General features: G+C 24.7%; 16 protein-coding genes and 2 pseudogenes. 9 read left to right on the forward strand and 9 right to left on the reverse strand.

All coding sequences use genetic code 11. The annotated features are described in order from the left end of the window. Positions 1 to 5: 5 nt before the first annotated feature. The gene (locus U0T64_00780; GenBank protein XBC41403.1) at positions 6 to 1,481 is read left to right on the forward strand and encodes an NADH-quinone oxidoreductase subunit N; all 1,476 of its coding nucleotides are present in this window, start codon (positions 6 to 8) and stop codon (positions 1,479 to 1,481) included. A 52-nt stretch (positions 1,482 to 1,533) separates the two neighbouring features. Further along, positions 1,534 to 2,778, forward strand: a complete 1,245-nt coding sequence (gene folC / locus U0T64_00785) for a bifunctional tetrahydrofolate synthase/dihydrofolate synthase (protein ID XBC41404.1) — start codon at positions 1,534 to 1,536, stop codon at positions 2,776 to 2,778. Positions 2,779 to 3,458: 680 nt separating this feature from the next. Here the strand turns inward: folC and U0T64_00790 are convergent. Together U0T64_00790 and ispE are read right to left on the reverse strand one after the other, a co-directional pair. After that, a complete protein-coding gene (locus U0T64_00790) occupies positions 3,459 to 4,406 on the reverse strand; it encodes a ribose-phosphate pyrophosphokinase (protein XBC41405.1) in 948 nt (315 codons plus the stop codon). A 74-nt stretch (positions 4,407 to 4,480) separates the two neighbouring features. Further along, a pseudogene (gene ispE, locus U0T64_00795) lies at positions 4,481 to 5,331 on the reverse strand (4-(cytidine 5'-diphospho)-2-C-methyl-D-erythritol kinase). Positions 5,332 to 6,017: 686 nt separating this feature from the next. Here ispE and prfA point away from each other — a divergent pair. The 3 genes from prfA to sirB1 all read left to right on the forward strand — a co-directional run bounded on the left by prfA (position 6,018) and on the right by sirB1 (position 8,919). Beyond that, on the forward strand, positions 6,018 to 7,106 hold the full coding sequence (prfA, locus tag U0T64_00800) for a peptide chain release factor 1 (protein XBC41406.1): 1,089 nt from the start codon (positions 6,018 to 6,020) through the stop codon (positions 7,104 to 7,106). After that, positions 7,107 to 7,946, forward strand: coding sequence for a peptide chain release factor N(5)-glutamine methyltransferase (prmC, locus tag U0T64_00805; protein ID XBC41407.1), 840 nt, complete (start codon positions 7,107 to 7,109; stop codon positions 7,944 to 7,946). A 163-nt stretch (positions 7,947 to 8,109) separates the two neighbouring features. Beyond that, positions 8,110 to 8,919 (forward strand): invasion regulator SirB1, encoded by an 810-nt coding sequence (gene sirB1 / locus U0T64_00810; protein XBC41408.1) that lies wholly within the window; start codon positions 8,110 to 8,112, stop codon positions 8,917 to 8,919. 90 nt (positions 8,920 to 9,009) lie between these two features. Here sirB1 and nadE read toward each other — a convergent pair whose 3' ends face one another. Further along, on the reverse strand, positions 9,010 to 9,840 hold the full coding sequence (gene nadE, locus U0T64_00815) for an ammonia-dependent NAD(+) synthetase (protein ID XBC41409.1): 831 nt from the start codon (positions 9,838 to 9,840) through the stop codon (positions 9,010 to 9,012). Between the two features lie 218 nt (positions 9,841 to 10,058). On the opposite strand from nadE, the pseudogene U0T64_00820 reads away from it, so the two are divergent. After that, a pseudogene (locus U0T64_00820) lies at positions 10,059 to 11,266 on the forward strand (acetate kinase). A gap of 61 nt (positions 11,267 to 11,327) precedes the next feature. Further along, positions 11,328 to 13,466 carry a phosphate acetyltransferase gene (gene pta, locus U0T64_00825; protein ID XBC41410.1) on the forward strand — a complete coding sequence of 713 codons (2,139 nt, stop codon included), beginning with the start codon at positions 11,328 to 11,330 and terminating at the stop codon, positions 13,464 to 13,466. Between the two features lie 61 nt (positions 13,467 to 13,527). Here the strand turns inward: pta and yfaE are convergent, their stop codons facing one another. The 4 genes from yfaE to gyrA all read right to left on the reverse strand — a co-directional run bounded on the left by yfaE (position 13,528) and on the right by gyrA (position 20,088). Beyond that, on the reverse strand, positions 13,528 to 13,794 hold the full coding sequence (gene yfaE / locus U0T64_00830; GenBank protein ID XBC41411.1) for a class I ribonucleotide reductase maintenance protein YfaE: 267 nt from the start codon (positions 13,792 to 13,794) through the stop codon (positions 13,528 to 13,530). 1 nt (position 13,795) lies between these two features. Beyond that, entirely contained in the window at positions 13,796 to 14,926 is a 1,131-nt protein-coding gene (gene nrdB / locus U0T64_00835; protein ID XBC41412.1) for a class Ia ribonucleoside-diphosphate reductase subunit beta, read from the reverse strand. A 56-nt stretch (positions 14,927 to 14,982) separates the two neighbouring features. Then, on the reverse strand, positions 14,983 to 17,268 hold the full coding sequence (nrdA, locus tag U0T64_00840) for a class 1a ribonucleoside-diphosphate reductase subunit alpha (protein ID XBC41413.1): 2,286 nt from the start codon (positions 17,266 to 17,268) through the stop codon (positions 14,983 to 14,985). 291 nt (positions 17,269 to 17,559) lie between these two features. Next, on the reverse strand, positions 17,560 to 20,088 hold the full coding sequence (gene gyrA, locus U0T64_00845; GenBank protein XBC41414.1) for a DNA topoisomerase (ATP-hydrolyzing) subunit A: 2,529 nt from the start codon (positions 20,086 to 20,088) through the stop codon (positions 17,560 to 17,562). 548 nt (positions 20,089 to 20,636) lie between these two features. Here gyrA and U0T64_00850 point away from each other — a divergent pair. Further along, the gene (locus tag U0T64_00850; GenBank protein XBC41415.1) at positions 20,637 to 21,398 is read left to right on the forward strand and encodes a DUF2076 domain-containing protein; all 762 of its coding nucleotides are present in this window, start codon (positions 20,637 to 20,639) and stop codon (positions 21,396 to 21,398) included. Between the two features lie 116 nt (positions 21,399 to 21,514). On the opposite strand, the gene U0T64_00855 is transcribed toward U0T64_00850, so the two are convergent. Further along, positions 21,515 to 22,114 carry a peroxiredoxin C gene (locus tag U0T64_00855; protein ID XBC41416.1) on the reverse strand — a complete coding sequence of 200 codons (600 nt, stop codon included), beginning with the start codon at positions 22,112 to 22,114 and terminating at the stop codon, positions 21,515 to 21,517. Positions 22,115 to 22,311: 197 nt separating this feature from the next. Here U0T64_00855 and ung point away from each other — a divergent pair, with 197 nt between their 5' ends. Beyond that, the gene (gene ung, locus U0T64_00860) at positions 22,312 to 22,980 is read left to right on the forward strand and encodes a uracil-DNA glycosylase (protein XBC41417.1); all 669 of its coding nucleotides are present in this window, start codon (positions 22,312 to 22,314) and stop codon (positions 22,978 to 22,980) included. A gap of 78 nt (positions 22,981 to 23,058) precedes the next feature. Here the strand turns inward: ung and grpE are convergent, their stop codons facing one another. Beyond that, positions 23,059 to 23,640 (reverse strand): nucleotide exchange factor GrpE, encoded by a 582-nt coding sequence (gene grpE, locus U0T64_00865; protein XBC41418.1) that lies wholly within the window; start codon positions 23,638 to 23,640, stop codon positions 23,059 to 23,061. Positions 23,641 to 23,714: the final 74 nt, after the last annotated feature.

A 23,714-nucleotide genomic window follows, 5' to 3' on the forward strand; every position in this document is an offset into this window, starting at 1 on the left:
TTTCGATGATGATTACTTCAGAACAGTTAATAGTTCTTTGTCCATTTTTAATTTTATTATTGACTGTAATAACAATAATTTTACTTATTTCATATTATCGTAACCATTTTTCTATTTTTTTATGTTCTATTATAGGATTAGTATTTACTTTATTATTTTTATATATAGTTCAAAAAAATATACCTATAGATATTACTATATTGTTTCATATAGATAAGTATTCGTTTTTATATATCTTAGTGGTTATTGTATCGAGTATTATTTCGTGTATATTTTCATATTTTGCATTAAAGAATTCACATTATAATAAAGAAGAATTTTATTTATTATTAGTACTTTCTACAATTGGTTGTATTTCATTAATTATTTCTAATCATATGTTTTCTTTATTTATTGGAATGGAATTGATTTTTTTACCTACTTTAGGATTGATTTCATATACATATTATAAAAAACGTTCATTAGAAGCGGCCCTAAAATATATGATTTTGTCTTGTTCAATTTCAGTATTAGCATTGTTTGGAATTGCTTTAGTATATTCTATTACAGGTAGTTTAACATTTTCTAGTGTGATATATGAATGTGTTGTATCTTCTTTAAGTCCAAATTATATTTTTTTATGTGGTTTAGGATTAATTATTTTATCGTTTTTCTTCAAGCTATCTGTATTTCCATTTCATATATGGATTTCAGATGTTTATGAAGGAACAGAACCAACGGTATTAATGTATTTTTCCACTGCTGTAAAAATTGCAGTGTTCAGTGTATTTTTTAAGATATTTATTTTTTTAACATTTTTTAATGTAAAGTTTTTTCATATTGTATTCGAAGTAATATCCTGTTGTTCCATTATTTTTGGAAGTTTCATGGCTTTATTCCAAACCAATATCAAGAGATTTTTAGGATATTCTTCTATTTCTCAATTTGGATATTTGTTAATATTATTATTATCTTCTAAAAATTTTGATTTTTCTTTAGAAGCTGTAGGCATATATTTAATAAGTTATTTTTTATCTAGTATTGGAATTTTTGGATTAATTAGTGTTCTTTCTAATTTAAATTATACATGGAAATGTGATTTTATTAAATTTTATCATGGATTGTTTTGGAAAAATTCGGTTTTATCGACTATACTAAGTATATTTTTGTTTTCTTTTTCTGGCATTCCTATAACTATTGGTTTTATTGGAAAGTTTTATATTTTATCTTTAATAATTAGAGAAAACTTATGGTTATTAGGTATTATGTTTTTGATAGGATCAATTTTAGGTATATATTCATATTTAAGTATAGTAACTAAATTTTATCTATATCCGCAAGTTTTTAGTAAAGAAGATAAAATAGTTTTAGATATATACAGTAAAAATTGTATATTATTTTTATTAGCAATATCTTTATTGATATTAGTATTAGGTATTTATCCAAATTTAATAATTGGTATAATGTCAACATATAAACCTATTTTATTTGTTAATCTTTAGAGATTTTTTCTTATTTTTTTAAAAGAAATGTTTTTTGGTATGTAAAACATATATGAATGTAAATAAAAATAGATCGTTTTTTGAGTGGATTAATTATATTAAAGAATTTCGTTTTGATGTTCAAAAAAATCATTTTAAAAATATCGTTTATGTTGCTAAAAAATTAGGTATATTAAATTCTAATATGTTTATTTATATAGTAGGAGGAACTAATGGAAAAGGAACAACGTGTTATATTTTAGAAAAAATTTTATTAAAACATGGATATAAAGTTGGATTATATACTTCTCCACATTTATTTCGATATACTGAACGAGTACGCATTAATGGGGTTGAGCTGGAAGAAGATTTGCATATTATTTCGTTTAATAATGTTGAAATAGCAAGAGGTACATTATTTTTAACTTATTATGATTTTATTACTTTATCTGCTTTATATTTATTTAAACATAGTAAATTAGATATCATTATTTTAGAAGTAGGTTTAGGAGGTAGATTAGATGCAACGAATGTAATTACTCCTAATATTTCTGTTATTACGAATATAAGTTTGGATCATATCGAAATATTAGGAAATAATCGACATTTGATTAGTATTGAAAAAATTGGAATTTTAAGAAGTAGAAAAATAGCAATAATTTCTGAAACAAATTTTTCGAGAGTAGCAAAAAAAATTGTTTATAAAAATAATGTAAAAATTAGATTAATACATCAGGATTGGTTTTATAAAAAATACAATAATTTCTGGTCTTTTATGAATAAATATCATTGTTTTTTAAATCTTCCTTTGCCAAATGTTCCTTTAGTTAATGCTGCTACTGCGTTAGCAGCAATTTCTGAATCAGAAATTGTTTTAAATAAGTATATTATTAAAAATTGTTTTCAAGATATATCAATTCCTGGTCGGTTTCAAGTATTATCTTATAATCCAAAAATAATTTTAGATGTAGCACATAATAGTTGCGCAGTAAATTATTTATTTGGAAAATTAGTTAATATGAAAGTTTTAGGAAAGATATATGTTATAATAGGATTATTAAAAGGTAAAGATATATTAAACATTGTTACTCCATTAGTTACAATAGTAAGTTTTTGGTATTGTGTTAGATTAAATACGAAAAGAAGTATTTCTCCTAGAAAAATAGTGCAATTTCTTCCAATTAATTCTTCTGAAATATGCGTTAATATTGAGTATGCCTGGAGAAAAGTTCAAAATATTGTAAGTATTAATGACGTGATTTTAATATTTGGATCTTTTTTTACAGTGAGAGAAATATATAAATTTTTAATAAATTAATAACATTTTTCAAAAAATTCTTTGTTTTTAATAAAATATTGAACATTTTATGAATATATTAGATTATATTTCAATAATTGTAATTTTTATTTCTACTATTGCAAGTTTTTTTCGTGGTTTTCTTCAAGAAATTATATCTATTTTAATGTGGATAATAGGAACGTATTCATATATTAGGTATTACTATTTATTTTCTTTTTTTTCAATGTATATTGATAATAAAATTTTAAAATATGTAGTGAACTTTTTAGTTTTTTTTACTTTTTTATTAATAATTAAGTTTATACTAAATTTTTTAATAATAATTTTTATAAAACACTTTCATTTATCTATATTAAACAAAATTTTAGGAATATTATTCGGGGTAATAAGAGGTATTCTTATTGTTTGTGTTGTGTTATTTTTTTTAGAGTTTTCTACTACATTTGCAAGTAGTGTTAGTTTTAAAAATTCGCTATTGGTTCCTTATTATAATTATTTTATAAGAATATTTTTAAAATTTTTTATAAGAAATATTTTTATGTAATATTACATATACTAAATATGTGCAAGTGTTGTTATAAAATAAATCTTTTTATATCAAAGCAGTAGATAACCAAATTGTATTGAATATTTTTGAGTACAGTAAATGTAAATAATATTTTATTGTACTCAAATTTTTTAAATATATTACTTATATATTAATGTTCAAACATAGCAGATATAGACTCTTCGTTACTAATTCTTCTAATAGCTTCTGATAACATTCCAGAAAGTGTTAGTGTCCTTACATTCGGGAGCATTTGAATATTTTTTGATAAAGGAATAGTATCACATACTATTACTTCATCAATATTTGAATTTTTTAAATTTTCAACAGCATTTCCTGAAAAAATAGGATGTGTGGCATATGCAAAGACGCGTTTAGCTCCTCTGTCTTTTAGAGCTTCAGCAGCTTTACATAATGTTCCTCCAGTATCAATCATATCATCAACTAAAATACAATCGCGATTAGAAACATCTCCGATTATATGCATAACTTGTGACACATTTGCATTAGGTCTTCTTTTATCGATAATTGCCATATCTGTATCATGTAGTAATTTTGCAATAGCGCGTGCTCTTACAACACCTCCTATATCTGGAGATACGACTATAGGATTTTTAAGATCTATTTGTAGCATGTCTTCTAGCAAAATTAAGCTTCCAAAAACATTATCTACAGGAACGTCAAAAAATCCTTGAATTTGTTCAGCATGAAGATCTACTGTAAGAACTCTGTCTATTCCGATACTAGAAAAGAAATCTGCTATTACTTTGGCAGTAATTGGAACTCGAGCTGAACGTACTCGTCTATCTTGTCTGGCATAACCAAAATAAGGGATTACAGCTGTAATTCTTCCTGCAGATGCTCGTCTCAAAGCATCAACCATAACTATTAGTTCCATAAGATTATCATTAGTAGGATGACAGGTTGACTGAATAATAAATACGTCATTTCCACGAACATTTTCATTAATTTGAACGCTAATTTCTCCATCGCTGAACTTTCCTATTGATGCATTTCCTAAATTCATGTAAAGTCGGGTAGCAATAGATTTCGCTAAATTTGGAACTGCATTTCCTGAAAATAATTTCATATCAGACATGAGAACCTCGGTATGTGAAATATGTGATTTTTCATTAAATAGTATTGAAATATTATTTATGATGATTAAAATTATTACAATTTTTTATGTAATATAGAAGTATTAGTACTACTTGCAATAAATCCATCAACATTAAGTGGTAGCATAGAAAGAATTTTTTTTGCTTGTGTTTTTGAATCAAACTCAGAAAATATACATGATCCTGTTCCTGTAATTCGAGAAGGTGCATATTTAGATAGCCATATAATCAAATCATTTATTTCACAAAATGTATTTTTTATAAGATCTTCGCAATCATTTTTAAAAGGAATAGATAATAAAGAATGTATATTTCTTTTTGGAGAACTTCTTTTAAGTTTAGGATCAGAAAAAATTTTTTTAGTAGAAATTTCAATTTTTGGAAAAGTTATAAGATACCATTTCTTTTTTGTTTTAATAGGAAATAATATATTTCCTATCCCTTCTGCTAGTGCTGTTTTACCCATGATAAAAAGAGGAACATCAGCTCCTAAGCATTTTCCAAAATTAGCTAATTGTGATATTGTGAATTGTGTATTCCATAATTTATTAAGTATTAGAAAAATAGTTGCAGCATTAGATGACCCCCCTCCTAAACCCCCCCCTATAGGTATATTTTTTTTAATATAAATATTAGCACCTATTTTTTTTGAGTGATTTTTTAGTTTTTGCGCTTTTTTTTTAATAATTTTGCTGCATGAATGATTATATTTTTTGAATTTGGGATATTTTTAATATGTGTTAATAAATTTATGTTTCCACATTTATTAAGAGTAGTATAAATCATGTCTCCATAGTTTAATAATTGGAATAGTGTTTGGATATTGTGATAGCCATCGGAACGTATTCCTGTAATGTAGAGAAAAAGATTAATTTTAGCTGGAGAGGGCCACCAAATAGTTTTCATTAATTTAAAATCCAGTTGTTGTGATTTAAAATGATTATTTTTGTTTGAATTAAGGTGAATAAATATTATTTTTTATATTTAAAATATTTAATATGTTAAATTATATCTTTTTCAGTTTAATATTAAAAACATACGTATGTATTTTTTTATTCAAAATATATATGTTTTTCTAGAAATTTAATAAATTATTTTTTAAAATGATTTAAGAGTGTTTTTATATATATTTATTGTTTTTAATATTTTTGCACATTGATATATAGAATTTTCCCATTAAAATTATAAAAAAATTTTTTATTAAAAGTAATGTTTAGTTTACTTATAATTTTAGTTAAGTATTAAGTATGTAATAACGCAAAAAATAGATTAAATAAAAATTATTCAATTATGTTAAGTAGAAAAATTGATTTTATTTTTTTATTTAATGTTTATCTTATGAATTTTATCATTATTTCAAATTGTTAAGTATATTTTTATTTAAATAATGTTTTAGTAAAGACATTTAAAACATAAAAGGTTGTTAGTGATGTTAAATTTTTTGATTAATGTGTTGTTATATTAAGTTTTGCAATAGTGAAGTATTATAAATATTTTTAATGAAATGTATGTTTTATATTTTTAAATTTATAAAATAAACAATTATATGTATAACTATTTTTTTACGAATCAACAAAAGGGTACTTTAAACAATGAAAAATTCTATTTTTAAAAAATTAGAAATTTTGCATAAAAGATATAAAGAAATAAAATTGATATTATCTGATGTTTATACATTTTCTGATAAAAATAAATTTCGTAAATTATCTAAAGAATATCTAAAATTATCTAATATTAATAATTTATTTGAAAGTTGGAAAAAAAATGAACATGATAAGACGAAAATTTCTAGTTTATTAAATGACATTGAATTACATGATATAGCTGAAGAAGAATTAAAAATAATTTTTTTAAAACAGTCTAAATTAGAACAAAAATTACAAAAATTGTTGTTACCTAATGATCCTTTTGATAGAAAAAGTTGTTTTATTGAAATAAAAGCAGCGACTGGTGGAAATGAAGCCGCTATATTTGCAGGAAATTTGTGTAAAATGTATATTAAATATTCAGAAATACATCATTGGAAAACAGAAATTGTTAATTCTACTCAGAGTGAAAAAGGAGGATTTAAAGATGTCATAATTCAAATTACAGGGAAAGAAGCATGTTCGCGATTGAAATTTGAATCTGGAGGTCATAGAGTGCAAAGAGTTCCTAAAACTGAATCTCAGGGACGAATTCATACTTCTACTTGTACAGTTGCTGTAATTCCTGTAGTTCCTAAAAAAGAGTTAAAAAACGTTAGCCTGAACGATTTGAGAATTGATACTTTTAGATCTTCTGGAGCAGGTGGACAACATGTAAATACTACAGATTCTGCTATTAGAATTACTCATATTCCAACCGGTCATGTTGCTGAATGTCAAGACGAACGTTCTCAACACAAAAATAAAGCTAAAGCTCTATCTATATTAATTTCTAGGATTCAAGAAGAAGAGTTTTTTCAACGAAAGAAAGAAGATTCTATTATGCGTCGAGATTTATTTGGAAGTGGTACGCGTTCAGATAGAAATAGGACATATAATTTTCCGAAAAATAGAATAACTGATCATAGGATTGATTTAGTATTATATTCTTTAAATGAAGTATTGAATGGAAATTTGGATTTATTAATTGAGCCTATTATCCAAAAATATCAAATTAATTATTTATCTCATATATCTAAAAATTTTATAAAATAAATGAACATTGAATCTTGGCTCAATATGGCATTATTAAAATTAAAACATTCTGGATGTCAAAGTCCTAGATTAGATTCGGAAGTATTAGCAAATTTCGTCCTTAAAAAGAATGTTAGTTGGTTAATAAGAAATAATTTTTATAAAATAATGAGTTGTGATTTAAAACGATTAAATAGTATTCTCAAACGTAGATTAAATGGTGAACCAGTTGCATATTTAGTTCATAAGAAAGAGTTTTGGTCATTGCCTTTTTTTGTATCTAAATCTACATTAATACCTCGTGCGGATACTGAAATTTTAGTTGAACAAGCGCTAGAGCGTTTAGATGATTTTCTTTGTAAAGATATACTAGATTTAGGTACAGGATGTGGTTGCATAGCATTAGCATTAGCTAGTATAAAACCCTATTGTAAAATTATAGGGATAGATCGTTCTCAGAAATCAATTTATATAGCTAAAAAGAATGCAAAAATTTTAAAGTTAAAAAATGCTAATTTTTTTTGTAGTAATTGGTTTTCTTCTGTTTATAAAAAATTTGATATTATCATTAGTAATCCACCTTATATTGGTTTAAATGAAATAAATTATTTGAGTAAAGAACTATTATTTGAACCTCTTACAGCATTAATTTCTACAGAAAATGGACTGAGTTCCATACGTTATATAATAGAAAATTCTAAAAGATATTTGAAACATGCAGGTTGGTTATTAATAGAACATAGTTGGATGCAAAAGGTACGTGTACAAAAGTTATTTAAAAAAAATGGTTTTGTTAATATAATGACTTATCGAGATTATTCTGGAAATGATCGAGTTACAGTAGGACAAAAAAATATGTAAAGATTTTTAACCTGTTAGTATGTAATGTATATTTTTTTAAAAGTATTATAATTATTTAGTCTTATTTTAAATTAATTTTGTGTTTTTATATATAATTAAATGATCACATGTGTTTTGTATTAAATAATCAATATTTATATAATAATTAATTATTGGAAATAATATGACATCTTCTTTTGATTATGACGTTTCTAAATTGCCTTTATGTGAATCAATAATTTCTATGTTATGCCTTGTTCGACCGGATTTTCCATCTCATTTTGTGATTGAAGAATTGAATAATAAAGTAGCCGAAGCTAAATTATATATAGCAACTGAAAAAGAGATGTATTTAAAGTTAAAAAAATTAATAGAATTGTTTTATGATCGTTGGAAATTTGGTGGAGCTACTGGAGTTTATAAGTTATCTGATGTGTTATGGTTAGACAATGTTTTGCAAACTCGAAAAGGAACTGCAGTTTCATTAGGCATAATATTATTACATATTGCTCAAAAACTTTGTCTTCCCCTTATGCCGGTCATTTTTCCTACTCAACTTATTTTGCGTGCAGATGAGTTTAATAAAAAAATGTGGTTGATAAATCCATTTAATGGAGAAACTTTAAACGAACATATTTTAAAAGTATGGCTGAAAGGAAATATTAGCCCAACAGCAGAATTGTATGAAAATGATTTAAATAAAGTTAAATATTTAACTGTTATTCAAAAAATGTTTGATACGTTGAAGAACGCGTTGATGGAAGAAAAAGAAATGGAATTAGCATTAAATGTTAGCAATGTATTATTAAAAATAAATCCTAATGATCCTTATGAAATACGTGATCGAGGATTAATATATGCTCAATTGGAATGTAATCACATTGCATTAACTGATTTGATTTATTTTGTAGAACATTGCCCTGAAGATCCTATTAGTGAAATAATAAAAGTTCAAATTCATTCGATAGAGAAACAAAATATTGTTTTGCATTAATTTATTATTTTATGGAATAATATATTCAAATTAAGATTTTTAATATTTTATTTTTTATAAAAATTTAATTTCATATATTTTAACATAATATTATAAATATTTTTTTAATAGTTTATTGGGTGTGATTGGCATGTTACGTTTATGTTGAGTATTAATATAATATTTTTCGATTATTAATTGACTTTTTTTATCAATTTTCTTTCCTTCTAAATAAGAATCAATTTTGTGATAAGTTATTCCTAATATTTCTTCGTCTGTTTTATATGGGTATGTATCTTCTAAATAAGTTCTAGGTTTTTTAAGATAAAGATGAGATGGACATTGTAGTTCTTTTAATAAAAGTTTTCCTTGTTTTTTATTTAATTCAGAAATGGGATTAATATCTGATCCTCCATCTCCGTATTTTGTAAAGAATCCAGTAACAGCTTCAGAAGCGTGATCAGTTCCAACGACAATTCCGTTATTTATTCCGGAAACACTGTATTGCATTTGCATTCTTTCTCTAGCTTTGTTATTTTCGTGTATGCGCTTAGATATATATATTCCTGATTTCTTTAAAGCGTTTTCAGTACTTAGTACAGAGTTCTTTATATTGATATTCACTGTTATTTTTGGCTTAATAAAGTCTATTGCATCTTGACAATCTTGTTCGTCGATTTGTTTTCCATATGGTAAATATAATAAAATAAGCTTATATATAGTGCTATTGTTAATAGCATTCAGTTCTTGCACAGCTAATTGACATAATTTTCCAGTTAGTGTAGAATCTTGCCCACCACTAACTCCTAAAACTAATGTTTTTATATTTTTATTTTTTGTTAAGTATGTTTTTATAAAATTTAATATTCTTTTAATTTCATATTTTGGATTAATTATAGGTTTTACACCTAGAGTTTTAATTATTTTTTTTTGCAAATTCATATTCTTATTTCTTAATATGTATTAATATTTTAAAAAATATATTATATCTAATGTATTTAGAAAGAACAAATGTAATTTTATGAATTAAGTTCTAGTACTTTTTTATATTTTTATGTAATATCTAATTAGTATTTTATTTTTAATATTTTTATAATAAATTTTATAAAATACATAATGGTATATGAATAAAAAATATTTTTTATATTTGGAAGATTTTTATGTCTGATATATTCGTATTAACGTTAAATTGTGGCAGTTCATCTTTAAAGTTTTCTATTATTAATCCTAAAACAGACAATATAGAAATTTTAGGAATAGCTAATTTTTTATGCTCTTCTAAAGTAGAGATTTCTTGGAAGAATAGAATTAAAAAACATAAATATATTTTATATTCAGACAAAGATATTGAGGAAATTATTCATTTTATTTTCCATAATATTTTACAAAATAATTTATATATATTCGATAACATTTCATGTATAGGGCATCGTATTGTTCATGGTGGATTGAAATTAAGAAAATCGGTTATTATAAATAAAGAAACAATGAAATATATTAAAGATGCTTCTATTTTTGCTCCTTTACATAATCCTATAAATTTATTAGGAATAAAATCGTCATTTAAAATTTTCCCTCATTTAAAAAAAAAAATGTAGCTGTATTCGATACAGCTTTTTATAGTACATTGCCTAAAACTTCTTATTTGTATGGAATACCTTATAATTTCTATAAATATTATGGTATTCGAAGATATGGAGCACATGGGATCAGTCATTCATATGTGATGAATCGTTCTTCGAGAATGTTAAACATTCATAAAAATAAATTAAATATTATAACTTGCCACTTAGGAAGTGGTTCGTCGGTATCAGCTATTTGCAATGGTTCATGTGTAGATACTTCTATGGGTTTAACTCCTTTAGAAGGATTAATTATGGGTACTAGAAGCGGTGATATAGATCCTGCAATTATTTTTTTTATGCATAATCAATTAAATATAAGCATGAAAGAGATTGAAAACATTTTGATTAAAAAATCAGGACTGCTAGGATTAAGCGAATGTAGTAGCGATTTTCGACATTTGGAAAAAAACTATTTATTATGTAAAAAAATAAAATTATCGATTGATATATTTTGTCATCGTTTATCTAAATACATTAGTTCTTATACTACTTTGCTGAAAGGAAGATTAGATGCTCTTATTTTTACGGGAGGAATTGGAGAAAATTCTAAATTAGTGAGAAATATTACTGTATCTAAGTTATCCCTTTTAAATTTAAAAATTAATAAAGAGTTAAATTCATGCATGATATTGGGGAAAGAAGGCTTTATTAATACAAAAGATAGTATTTCTATATTAGTTATACCAACTAATGAAGAATTAGTAATAGCTAAAGAATCTATGTCATTAGTTAAAAACAATTAAAATATGATTTTTATACACTAAAACATTTAATTTAATAGTATTTACATTTATGGAGTTAATTTTGAAACGAACTTTAATGTTGATTCCTGTAGGAACAAATATTGGATTGACTACCGTGAGTATAGGATTAATTCGTAAGATACAAAAAAATGATTTTAAAATAAAATTTTTTAAGCCAATTTTTAACAGTTTCGATGGTAAAGAAAGTCTTGATCATACTACGAAAATTTTAAAGAATATGAGTTCTATTTCATGTCTTCATCCAATAAAAGTTAAAAATGCAAATAATTTTTTAATTCCGAAATATAGACAAAGTATATTAGAAAATATTTTGTTAAAGATAGATTCTGAAAAGAAAAATAATGATATTTTGTTTTTAGAAGGTGTATGTTTCCGATTTTCTTCTTTTTTATCAAATATAATTAATTATGAAATTGCACAAGCTACTAATGCAGAAATTATTTTTTTATTTACTATAAGAAAAAATAATATTGTTGATATTAGTAATAATATGAAAATTATTAACGAATGTTTTTTAAAGAAAAAATATATTAACATTCATGGAATTATAATTAATGAGTTTAAAACTATAAATTTTGATTGTGAAGGAAACTTTATAAATTATTTTGATATGTTTAATACTATAATAAAAAAAGATAATAACAGTAGTGTTAATTATGATTTTTTATATAAAAGTTATAAAATTCCAATATTAGGATATATTCCATGGTATTCAAAATTAATAGAACCAAATTTAGAAAAAGTATCTCGTTATTTCAAAGCATGTCTTATTAATCAGTTTAATTTAAATTCTTTATTTGTGAATTCAGTTGTTTTATATAATAAAAATAGTTTGCTTAAAAATGAAAGTAATGTTTTATCTCGTGTAATATTAATAGTTTCGTTAGATAATTTACATGATTTAGATGATATATTGGATTATGTCAATCAAAATAATTGCATAAATGCTTTATTTTTAATAGATAGTAAGGAATTTTATATAAATTCTTTAAAAATTTGTATCAATAAGAAGAAAATATGTATACCTGTATTTTCTATAAAGTATAATTTATTGCAAATAATAGATTTGTTTAAAAAGTTTTCTTTTAAAATATCTTCCAAAGATAGTGAAAAATTTGAAATAATACGCGAATATGTTTCGATGCATATTCATGATAATTTTATATCTTCTTTACAAAACAAGAATTTATATAAGTATCCAGTATCTCCTATTGTATTTATTCATAACTTAAAAAAACTAGCAAAAAAGAAAAAAAAAAATATTCTTCTTCCTGAGGGAAATGAACTTCGTATTATTAAAGCTGCTTCTATTTGTGTACATCAAGATATAGCAAATTGTATATTATTAGGAAATCCTAATACAATTAGGAAACTTGCTAAGTTAAATGGAATTGAATTAGAACCCAATATACGCATTTTAAATCCAACATTAATACGAGATAAATATATTGAAAGATATTTGCAACTTCGTTGTAAATATAAAATTACTACATTTCAAGCGAAAAAAATTCTTCAAGATGATTCGATTTTATCTACTTTAATATTAGAGTCTAACGAAGTTGATGGATTAGTTTCAGGATCTGTAAACACTACTTCTAATACTATTTTACCTGCTTTGCAATTGATTAAAACATCTAGAAATTCTTCTCTCATATCATCTGTTTTTTTTATGTTACTACCGGATCGTGTATTGTTATATGCAGATTGTGCAGTTAATCCTAATCCTAGTGCTAGTCAATTAGCGGAAATTGCTATTCAATCAGCTAATACTGCTTTATTATTTGGAATATTTCCTAAAATAGCAATGTTATCTTATGCTACAGGATCATCTAGCAGTGGAAAAAAAGTAGAAAATATAAGGAAAGCAACGAATATAGTACGATCAAGTTGTCCTCATTTTATTGTAGAAGGTCCTATTCAATACGATGCAGCAATAGATAATGTAGTATCACAATTGAAATGTCCGAATTCTGTTATTAATGGAGAAGCAACAGTTTTTATATTCCCAGATCTTAATTCTGGAAATATTGCATATAAGGCAGTGCAACGATCAACAAATATTATTTCGATTGGTCCAATATTACAAGGAATAAGAAAGCCAGTTAATGATTTGTCTCGAGGAGCTTCAGTGCAAGATATAGTGTATACTATTGCTGTAACTTCTGTACAATCTAAATAAATAAGTTTTATGAAAGTAGTTTTGAGGTTTGTATAACATAAATATTTAGATAGAAAGATTGTTAAATTTTTATTTCAATATTGCCTTGAGCTATACAACAACAAGGAAAAATATCTCCTGGGTTTTGAGAAGCTAGAGGAACATTTTTATTTTTATAGTATATTGTTCCTTTGATTAATTTAATTCTACAGGTTCCGCAATATCCTTGTGTACATTGATATTCTATATTTATATTGTTCGTTTGAAGAATAACACGTAATGGGGTTTTTTTAAATTTATAATAAATAATGCGATTATTATTATAAATTTTAATTTTTGAATAAGACATATTATAATTTAAATGAATTAAATTCAGTATCTTTAATATCGGAATCGATTTGTCCAACTAAATAAGAACTAACAGAAGTTTCTTGGGGTGCTACTTGAACATTATCTGAGACTAACCAGGAATTTATCCATGGAATAGGATTAGAAGTAATTAAAAATGGCATAGGAAATCCAACAGCATTCATGCGAATATTAGTAATATATTCGATGTATTGCGATAGAATTTCTTTATTTAGTCCTAACATTGATCCATCTTGAAATAAATATTCTACCCATAATTTTTCTTGTTCTGAAACTAAAATAAATAGATCATAACATTCAGTATAGCATTCTTGAAAAATTTCGGACATTTCTTCTTGATTATTTCTATTTCTTAATATGTTTATAATATGTTGAGTTCCAGTTAAATGTAAAGCTTCATCTCTGGCAATTAATCTAATTATTTTAGCGTTTCCTTCCATAATTTCTCTTTCTGCAAATGCAAAAGAACATGCGAAACTGACATAAAATCGAATAGCTTCTAATGCATTTACGCTTATTAAACATAAATATAATAATTTTTTAAGTTCATGTAAGTTAACCAGTATTTTTTTCCCATTAATTATATGAGATCCTTCTCCTAATAGGTGCCAATAACTAGTCATTTTAATAAGATCATCGTAATATTTTGAAATATCTCGAGCTCTATTTGCTATATTTTTATTATTAACTATATCATCAAATATTATAGATGGAGTATTTATTATATTTCTTATTATATGTGTATATGATCTAGAATGAATTGTTTCTGAAAAAGACCAAGTTTCTATCCATGTTTCTAATTCGGGAAGAGAAACAATAGGTAGAAAAGCAACGTTTGGGCTTCTTCCTTGAATAGAATCTAGTAAAGTTTGATATTTCAGATTACTAATAAAAATATGTTTTTCATGATTTGGAAGATTTTGAAAATCAATCAAATCTTTTGATAAATCTACTTCTTCTGGTCTCCAAAAAAAAGATAATTGTTTTTCTATTAATTTTTCAAAGATTTCATACTTTTGTTGATCATATCTAGAAATATTAACAGATTGTCCAAAAAACATTGGTTCAAATAATTGGTCATTTTTATTTTTAGAAAAAGTAGTATATGTCATATGAATTTCCTTTATAAAAAATATATTAAATTGGTTAATTAAAAATAAAATATGTTTTATATTTTACATGCTCCATTATCGCAATTATCGTTATAATTAAATATTAAACACTCACTCTGATTGTCTTTTGCATTGTCCCTTGTATTTTGATAGTATAATGTTTTTAATCCTAATTTGTAAGCTATTAATAAATCTGTTATTAGTTTTTTCATAGGAATTTTCCCGTTAGAAAAAGATTTAGGATCATAATTAGTATTAGTAGAAATAGATTGATCTATAAATTTTTGCATAATACTAGCAAGTTGTAAATATCCTATGTTATTTGGCATGTTCCATAGCAATTCGTAATGTGATTTCAGTCTTTTGTATTCTGGAACCACTTGACGTAACATTCCGTCTTTTGATGCTTTTATACTAATAAATCCTCTAGGAGGTTCTATACCATTTGTAGCATTAGAAATTTGAGAAGATGTTTCAGAAGGCATTAATGCTGATAGTGTAGAATTTCGTAAACCGTATTTTTTGATGTTCTTTCTTAATAAGTTCCATTTTAAGTGCAGTGGTTCGTTGCAAATATTATCAACTTCTTTTTTGTATGTGTCTATTGGAAGAAGACCTTGATAATATGTTGTTTGATTAAACCAAGCACATGCTCCTTTTTCTTTTGCTAATTTACATGATGCATTTAATAAATGATATTGAATTGCTTCGAATGTTTTATGTGTTAAGGAATTCGCGCTTCCGTCTGAATATTTTACTTTGTTTTTAGCTAGATAGTATGCAAAATTAATAACTCCTATTCCTAATGATCTCCTTGACAATGCTGATTTTTTAGCTCCTTCAATTGGATAGTCTTGATAATCTAATACTGAATCTAATGCTCTAACAATTAAATTAGATAGATCTGATAAATCACTTAGAGTTTTTAAAGAACCTAAGTTAATAGCAGATAAAGTACAAAGTGCAATTTCTCCATTAATGTCGTGAATATCATTAAGAGGATTAGTAGGTAATGTGATTTCTAAGCATAAATTAGATTGTTTTATAGGTGCTAATTTTGGATTAAATGCACTATGTGTATTACAGTGATCAACATTTTGTATGTATATTCTTCCAGTAGACGTTCTTTCTTGCATCATTAAAGAAAATAAATTAATTGCTTTTACTTTTTTTTTTCGAACATTTATGTCTTTTTCATATTTAGTATATAGAAATTCAAATTTTTTTTGATTAGAAAAAAAAGAGCTATATAGTTTTGGAACGTCTGATGGACTAAATAAAGTAATGTGTTGTCCTAATATTACTCTTTGGTACATCAATTTATTAATTTGTATGCCATAATCCATGTGTCGAACACGATTTTCTTCGATTCCTCTATTGTTTTTTAAAACTAATAAGCTTTCTACCTCTAGGTGCCAAATAGGGTAAAATATTGTAGCTGCACCTCCTCTTATCCCTCCCTGAGAACATGATTTTACAGCAGTTTGAAAATGTTTGTAAAATGGAATACATCCAGTATGAAATGCATCTCCTCCTCTAATAGGACTTCCTAAAGCTCGAATTTGTCCTGCATTAATTCCTATACCTGCACGTTGAGAAATATACTTTACAATTGTACTAGCAGTAGCATTTATAGAATTTAGGCTATCAGCACATTCAATTAAAACACAAGAACTAAATTGTCGTGTAGGAGTTCTTAGCCCAGCCATGATGGGAGTTGGTAAAGAAATTTTAAAAGTAGAAAGCGCGTCATAGAATTTTTTTATATATTCCATTTTTGTATTTTTTGGATATGTACGAAATAGACAAGCTGATATCATTATATATAAAAATTGAGCACTTTCATAAATTTTTTTCGTAACTCTATTTTGTATTAAGTATTTTCCTTCTAGTTGTTTTACTGCTGCATAAGAAAAATTCATATCACGGTAATGTTTAATGAAGTTATTTATTTTTATATATTCTGTTTTAGAATAATCTTCTAGTAAATGTTTGTCGTATTTTCCTAATTTTACCATTTTTTTTACATATTTATATAAGGATGGAGGATTGAATTGGCCGAAAGCTTTTTTGCGAAGATGAAATATAGATAATCTAGCAGCCATATATTGATAATCAGGTGCATTTTCAGAAATTAAATCTGCTGCAGCTTTTATAATTGTTTTATGTATAGTAGTAGTTTTTATATTATTATAAAATTGAATTCTAGATTTAAGTGCTACTTGAGATACAGAAATATTTTCTAGATCTTGTGCAGCCCAATTTAATACTCGATGAATTTTGTCAAAATCTATTAGTTCTTTTCGTCCATTTCTTTTTTTCACTAGTAATATTGGGTTCATTTTGTTTTTCCTAAAGTTAAAAATATATTTATTACAGTCGTTTGCAATTAAACATTGGTTTAATTAATATTTTCATAAATAATTATTGTATAAATAATAAAATTTTTAATAAAAGAAGGCATATAAAATGTATAATTAATTTCTTAGATTTGATTTTTAAGTACAATGTAATTATATATTGTTCTTCATAGTAGATTTAATATGAGTAGTATTCAAAGCTATAATTTTATGTACATATTAGGTGAAGACTTTGTAGATATAAAAATATTAATTTATTATTAAATTAACAAATTATAAAAACGATTCATTAGCTTTTTGTACGGCTACTACCTTTTCTTTTTCCGATGTTCTAATTAAGATAACACCTTGTGTATTTCTTCCGAGTATTCCAATTTCTGAAATTCTAGTTCTTACTAATGTTCCTGCATTTGTTATAATCATAATTTGATCTTTTTCTATTACTTGCATAGCTCCAATCATTATTCCATTTTTTTTAGTTATTTTTATGGCAATAGTTCCTCGAGTAGCTCGAGATTTTATTGGAAATTCGCAAATTTCTGTTCTTTTTCCATATCCATGTTCAGTTACAATTAATATATTTCCAGTGCCTTTTGGAACTACTAAAGAAACAACTTTATCTTGTTTTTTAATGGAAATTCCTTTCATTCCCGAAGTATTTCTTCCCATAGTTCTAACAGATTTTTCAGAAAAATGAACAGCTTTTCCTACAGCTGTGAAAAGCATAATTTTATCTTCGCCATTTGTTAGAGAAACTCCAATTAATTCGTCGTCATTTTTTAATTTTATTGCAATTATCCCAGTTGTTCTCGGTTTTTTGAATTCACATAAATTAGTTTTTTTTACCATTCCTTTAGCAGTAGCCATAAAAATATTTATACTATCTTTATATTCGGAAATAGGTAATATAGCTGTTATTCTTTCTTTAGTACTTAGGGGTAACAGGTTTACTATAGGACGACCGCGAGCGTGTCTACTTGCTTCAGGTAATTGATATACTTTCATCCAATAAATTATTCCTTTACTGGAGAAGCAAAGAATTGTATCGTGTGTATTAGCTACTAATAAACTTTCTATGAAGTCTTCTTCTTTTGTCTTAGCTGCAGATTTTCCTTTTCCACCTCTTTTTTGTGCTTCGTATATGGATAATGGTTGGTATTTTACATATCCTGAATGAGATAAAGTAACTACTACATCTTCTTGATCTATCATATCAGAAATGTTTATATCTTTATAACTTCTAATAATTTGTGTTCGTCTTTTATCTCCGAAATTATTTTTAATTTCAATTAGTTCTGTTTTCATAACTTTAATTAATTCGTTAGTATTTTGTAAAATATTTTTTAATACTATAGAAGATTGTGTAAGATTTTTATATTTTTCAATGAGTTTTGAAAATTCTAAATGAGTAAGTTTTTGAAGGCGTAATTCTAATATTGCATTTACTTGAGCTGAAGTTAAAAATACAGTAGTATTCTTTGTAAATTGAGTGTTAAAAATACAAGATTTTAATCGAATATCTTTAGAATAATATGTATTTTTAGATCCATTTAAATTCCAGTTTTGAGCTAATAGTAATTTTTTTGCTTCTGATAGTGATTTTGCACGTTTAATCAATGAAATAATTATGTCTACATTATTTAAAGAAATTATTAATCCCTCAATGATATGTATTTTTTTTTGAACTTTTTTTAATTCAAACACGCTCCTTTTAGTTATGATTTTTTTACGATGAGATATAAATTCGCGTAGAATGTTTTTTAAAGACATTATTTTAGGTTGTCCATGAGTTAAAGCAACCATATTAATTCCGAAAGAAATTTGTAATTGAGTAAGAGTATATAATCGATTAAGAATTATTTCGGGTTTAGCTTCTTTTTTTGTTTCAATAACTATTCGCATACCTTCTTTATCTGACTCATCTCGTAAACAACTAATTCCTTCGATTTTTTTATCTTTTATTAGTTCAACTATTTTTTTAATGACTCGTGATTTATTGACTTGATAAGGTAATTCAAAAATCACTAAAGAGATTTTTTTTGTTTTTTTTTGAATTTCTATTTTACTTTTAGCTCGAATATGAATTTTCCCTTTTCCTGTTTGATAAGCTTCTGTAATGCCTTTACATCCATTAATTATTCCAAATGTAGGAAAATCAGGGCCAGGAATGTATTTCATAAGTTTTTTTAATGTAATTTTATTATCATTAATTAGAGCTAGGCATCCGTCTATCACCTCATTGATATTATGAGGAGGGATATTTGTAGCCATACCTACTGCAATTCCAGAAGAGCCATTGATTAATAAATTTGGAATTTTTGTAGGTAAAACTTCAGGAATTTTTTCTGTTCCATCATAATTAGGAATAAAATTCACTGTTTCTTTGTCTAAATCGCTTAATAGTTCGTATGCTATCTTTGACATTCTAATTTCAGTATATCTCATTGCTGCTGCAGAATCTCCATCTATTGATCCAAAGTTTCCTTGTCCATCAATGAGAGTATATCTTAATGAAAATGATTGAGCCATCCTCACTATCGCATCATATACTGCTGTGTCTCCGTGTGGATGGTATTTTCCAATAACATCACCAACTATTCTAGCAGATTTTTTGTATAGTTTATTCCAATCGTTGTTTAATGTTTTCATTGCAAACAATATTCTTCTATGAACTGGTTTTAATCCGTCTCTTACATCTGGTAAAGCACGTCCTATAATAACTGACATAGCATAATCTAAATAAGAATTTTTAAGTTCGTCTTGTATGTTTGTTTTGATAATTTCTTTTGCAATTTTCTTCATAGTTAAATTTTCTGTTTTATTAAATAAAGAGTATAATATTAGTATTCAAATTGAAATTGAATTAAAGAAGAAAGTCATTTTATTAAAAATTTATGTTTTTAATTTTTTAATATAGGAATGTGTCCTTTATTTTTGAATATTTCAGTAATATGATTGTTATAATAATAATTATAAAAGATAAAAAAATAAAAAATTAAAATTAGTTATATTAGAAAAGTTATTTACAAACAAATTTTATAGTGTATTTTTTAATTTTATTCGTTTTCATATAGTTTTTCTAAAATATTTATTTTTAAGATATATTTAAATTAGTATAAAATATTGTTTTACAATATTATATGATGTATTCTTTTATTGAATATTAATAGTTAATTTTATTATATATATTTTGTACATTAAATGTCAGTAGATTTGTTTTATGTAAAAACATCTTTAACATTATTATAAATCAATTATTTTTAATATTTTAAAAAATGTAATATAAAGTTTTACTATTCGGATTTTCATATTATATATTATTTTTTAAACATACATTTGTGGAGTTCCATATGAATAATGACGAAAAAAAATTAATAGAAGATTTATTTTCTAGATTGTATAAAACTGAAATAAAATCTGTTAATAGAGATGATATAGCTGAAAAATTAATAAAAGATTTATTAGAAAAATATCCAAATTCGCCGTATTATATGGCACAAACAATTTTAATTCAAGAGACTGCTATTAAAAAGTTAAATGAAAAAATTTCTTTTCTAAATAATAATAATGTTGAGAACCAAGACAACAAAAAATCTGTATCTAATGGTTTTTTATCAAATATATTTGGAACAAAAAAATCTAAAAATACTTCAGACACATTGCATTCAAATAAAAACGTAGATAGTTTAAAAGGTACAGAACAAGATGTTAGAAGTAGCTCATTTCCCATGCGATCTCATTCTAACATTGCACCTCAAGGTGAAATAGTTAATAATAGCGCTACTTCTGGTACTGGATTTCTTGGAGGAGCATTACAAACTGCCGCTGGAGTAGCTGGTGGTGTTGTTATGGCTAATATGTTAATGAATCTTTTTCAACATAAAAAACCTGAAGAAGAAATAATGGATGCTTCGGTACATAATGTTGATTCTTCTCATGATATCAATTCGAATTCTTTAGAACATGATTCTATGCATAGTCAATATATTAGTGATACTAAAAAATATACAGATGATGACGATAATAATACTGACAACTCGTATCAGTCTGATTGTGATTCTTTGGAAGATAGTAGTGACTATGATATTTGTGAAGATGATGATTTTGTTTAAAATGTTGAAATATCAATTTTTTAGATTGCTTTTAAATAAATAAAACCAGCGATAAATTTATTTTTTTGCTGGTTTATAACTTACTTTAATTTTAAGATAATAGATATATAAAATTTTTATGAAAAATTATGCAAATTTCTTAAATATTTCTTTACTCCACTTGAAGTTGCTTGCATACCTTTTTTTCCTGGTTTCCAATTAGCTGGACAAACTTCTCCATTTTTTTCATGAAAATGTAGTGCATCTATCATTCTTATGATATCAGGAATATTTCTTCCTAAAGGAAGATCATTAATAATTTGATGGCGAATTATCCCGTTTTTGTCAATTAAGAAAGAAGCTCGTAATGCAACACCTAATGTTGGATGTTCTATTTTATATAGTTTTTGAATTTCTCTTTTTATGTCAGAAATCATTATAAATTGTATTTTTCCAATTCCTCCTTGACTTAATTCAGTGTTTCTCCATGCGCGATGTGTGTATATTGAATCAATAGATACTCCTATAACTTCTGTGTTTCTTTGTTTAAATTCGGATAAGTGTGTATCAAAAGCTATAATTTCCGATGGACACACAAATGTAAAATCCATAGGCCAAAAAAATAAAACCGTGGTGTTTCCATGAATATGATTAGAAAAATTAAAGTTATCAACAATTTCGTCATTATGCAAAATGGCTGGTGCAATGAAATTTGGTGCTGGATAAGTTACTAGCATGTTTTTCCTTATTTTTTTAGGTATATTGTGCTTTAATTTATGTTTTTTTAATTTATTTTATATTTTATACTATTGAAAAATTGAATTTTTAGTTTTTAAATTTTTATATACTAATTTAATAAGTATATCATATAGAAAATTATGTTTATTGCATACATATAATTTTTATTTTTAATTAATGAATTAGAGATATTTACATGAAGAATTATATTATAAATTGGAAAAATGTATTAGAAAAAGAAAAAAAAAAATGTTATTTTGTTAATATTATTAAAAATCTTTCTAAAATAAGAAAAAAAAAACTAATTTATCCTCCTAAACATGAAATTTTTAATGCTTTTCTATTGACTAAATTTTCTAATATAAAGGTAGTGATTATTGGACAGGATCCATATTTTAAAAAAGGCCAAGCGCATGGATTAGCATTTTCTGTTAAGAAAGGTGTTAAAATTCCACCTTCTTTATTAAATATTCAGAAAGAATTAGTTAACGATATTGGTATAAATTTTATTTTTAAACACGGTTGTTTAGAACATTGGGCATATCAAGGAGTTTTTTTATTAAATTCTTCTTTAACAGTAGAATCAGGAAAACCAGGTTCTCATTTCAAATTAGGATGGGAGTTGTTTACGGATAAAGTTATAAGAATAATTAACGAATATCATTCAGGAATTATTTTTTTATTATGGGGGTCACATGCTAGAAATAAAATGAAAAATATTTGTAATCAAAGACATCATATTTTATTGGCTTCGCATCCATCACCATTATCTTGTTATAAAGGTTTTTTTGGATGCCGCCATTTTTCAAAAACTAATGTTTTTCTGAAAGAACAAAATAAAGGTGAAATTAATTGGTTTTTTTAGTAATTTAAAAAATAAAACAATATGTATATTTTATTTTTTACTAAATAGTAAATAATTGTAATGAAATACTATTTATTTTTAACTAAATTTAGGTTTTTTATGAATTTTTACTGTAGCTTTACGTATTGTTTTTCCTTTATATATGTAACCATCTTTAATTATTTCAGATACATAATAATCATTTGTTTTATTTAAATTCTTTTCACATTCGGTTTTATGCAATGATGAATCGAATTTTATGTTTTTTCGTTTTTCTGTTATTAAGTGAAATTTTTTAGTGGTATTTAAAAATAATTTTAATGTCAATGATATTCCTTCAATTATTTTGTCGTTTTTTATATTTAGTGTACACAAAATTTTCTCTATATCTTTTAAGTTATCTAGAATGGGAATTAAATGAGTACAAAAGAATTCTAACTGTGTATTTTGTATTTGTTTTATTTTTTTTTCAGTATTTTTTTTTATATTTTCGATTTCAGCTTGTTCTCGTAATTTCATATCAACTATATTTTTTTTTATATTATTGATATATTTATTGAGTTCATGAATATTGCTAAATTTGTAATTTGTATATTTTTCATTGTCTTTCGTTTTTAGGTTATTGATAACATTTTCTTTAACAGTTTTTTTAGAATGTAATTTTGTATTTTCACTATTCATATATTTTCCTATGTTTTTAATAAATTAATTTTTCTACTGAATATAGAGAATTATAATAAATAATTTAGTATTAA

This window comes from Buchnera aphidicola (Nurudea yanoniella) (genome assembly GCA_039829995.1).
Classification (GTDB): domain Bacteria; phylum Pseudomonadota; class Gammaproteobacteria; order Enterobacterales; family Enterobacteriaceae; genus Buchnera_B; species Buchnera_B aphidicola_AV.

What these genes read in the sequence shown, in the direction of transcription:
- U0T64_00780 (XBC41403.1), top strand. Translation starts at nt 6, where the DNA reads ATGATGATTACTTCAGAACAGTTAATAGTTCTTTGTCCATTTTTAATT.
- U0T64_00855 (XBC41416.1), bottom strand. Translation starts at nt 22,114, where the DNA reads ATGCTAGTAACTTATCCAGCACCAAATTTCATTGCACCAGCCATTTTG.
- nrdA (XBC41413.1), bottom strand. Translation starts at nt 17,268, where the DNA reads ATGAACCCAATATTACTAGTGAAAAAAAGAAATGGACGAAAAGAACTA.
- grpE (XBC41418.1), bottom strand. Translation starts at nt 23,640, where the DNA reads ATGAATAGTGAAAATACAAAATTACATTCTAAAAAAACTGTTAAAGAA.
- prmC (XBC41407.1), top strand. Translation starts at nt 7,107, where the DNA reads ATGAACATTGAATCTTGGCTCAATATGGCATTATTAAAATTAAAACAT.
- U0T64_00850 (XBC41415.1), top strand. Translation starts at nt 20,637, where the DNA reads ATGAATAATGACGAAAAAAAATTAATAGAAGATTTATTTTCTAGATTG.
- prfA (XBC41406.1), top strand. Translation starts at nt 6,018, where the DNA reads ATGAAAAATTCTATTTTTAAAAAATTAGAAATTTTGCATAAAAGATAT.
- yfaE (XBC41411.1), bottom strand. Translation starts at nt 13,794, where the DNA reads ATGTCTTATTCAAAAATTAAAATTTATAATAATAATCGCATTATTTAT.
- ung (XBC41417.1), top strand. Translation starts at nt 22,312, where the DNA reads ATGAAGAATTATATTATAAATTGGAAAAATGTATTAGAAAAAGAAAAA.
- nrdB (XBC41412.1), bottom strand. Translation starts at nt 14,926, where the DNA reads ATGACATATACTACTTTTTCTAAAAATAAAAATGACCAATTATTTGAA.
- U0T64_00790 (XBC41405.1), bottom strand. Translation starts at nt 4,406, where the DNA reads ATGTCTGATATGAAATTATTTTCAGGAAATGCAGTTCCAAATTTAGCG.
- folC (XBC41404.1), top strand. Translation starts at nt 1,534, where the DNA reads ATGAATGTAAATAAAAATAGATCGTTTTTTGAGTGGATTAATTATATT.
- sirB1 (XBC41408.1), top strand. Translation starts at nt 8,110, where the DNA reads ATGACATCTTCTTTTGATTATGACGTTTCTAAATTGCCTTTATGTGAA.
- nadE (XBC41409.1), bottom strand. Translation starts at nt 9,840, where the DNA reads ATGAATTTGCAAAAAAAAATAATTAAAACTCTAGGTGTAAAACCTATA.
- gyrA (XBC41414.1), bottom strand. Translation starts at nt 20,088, where the DNA reads ATGAAGAAAATTGCAAAAGAAATTATCAAAACAAACATACAAGACGAA.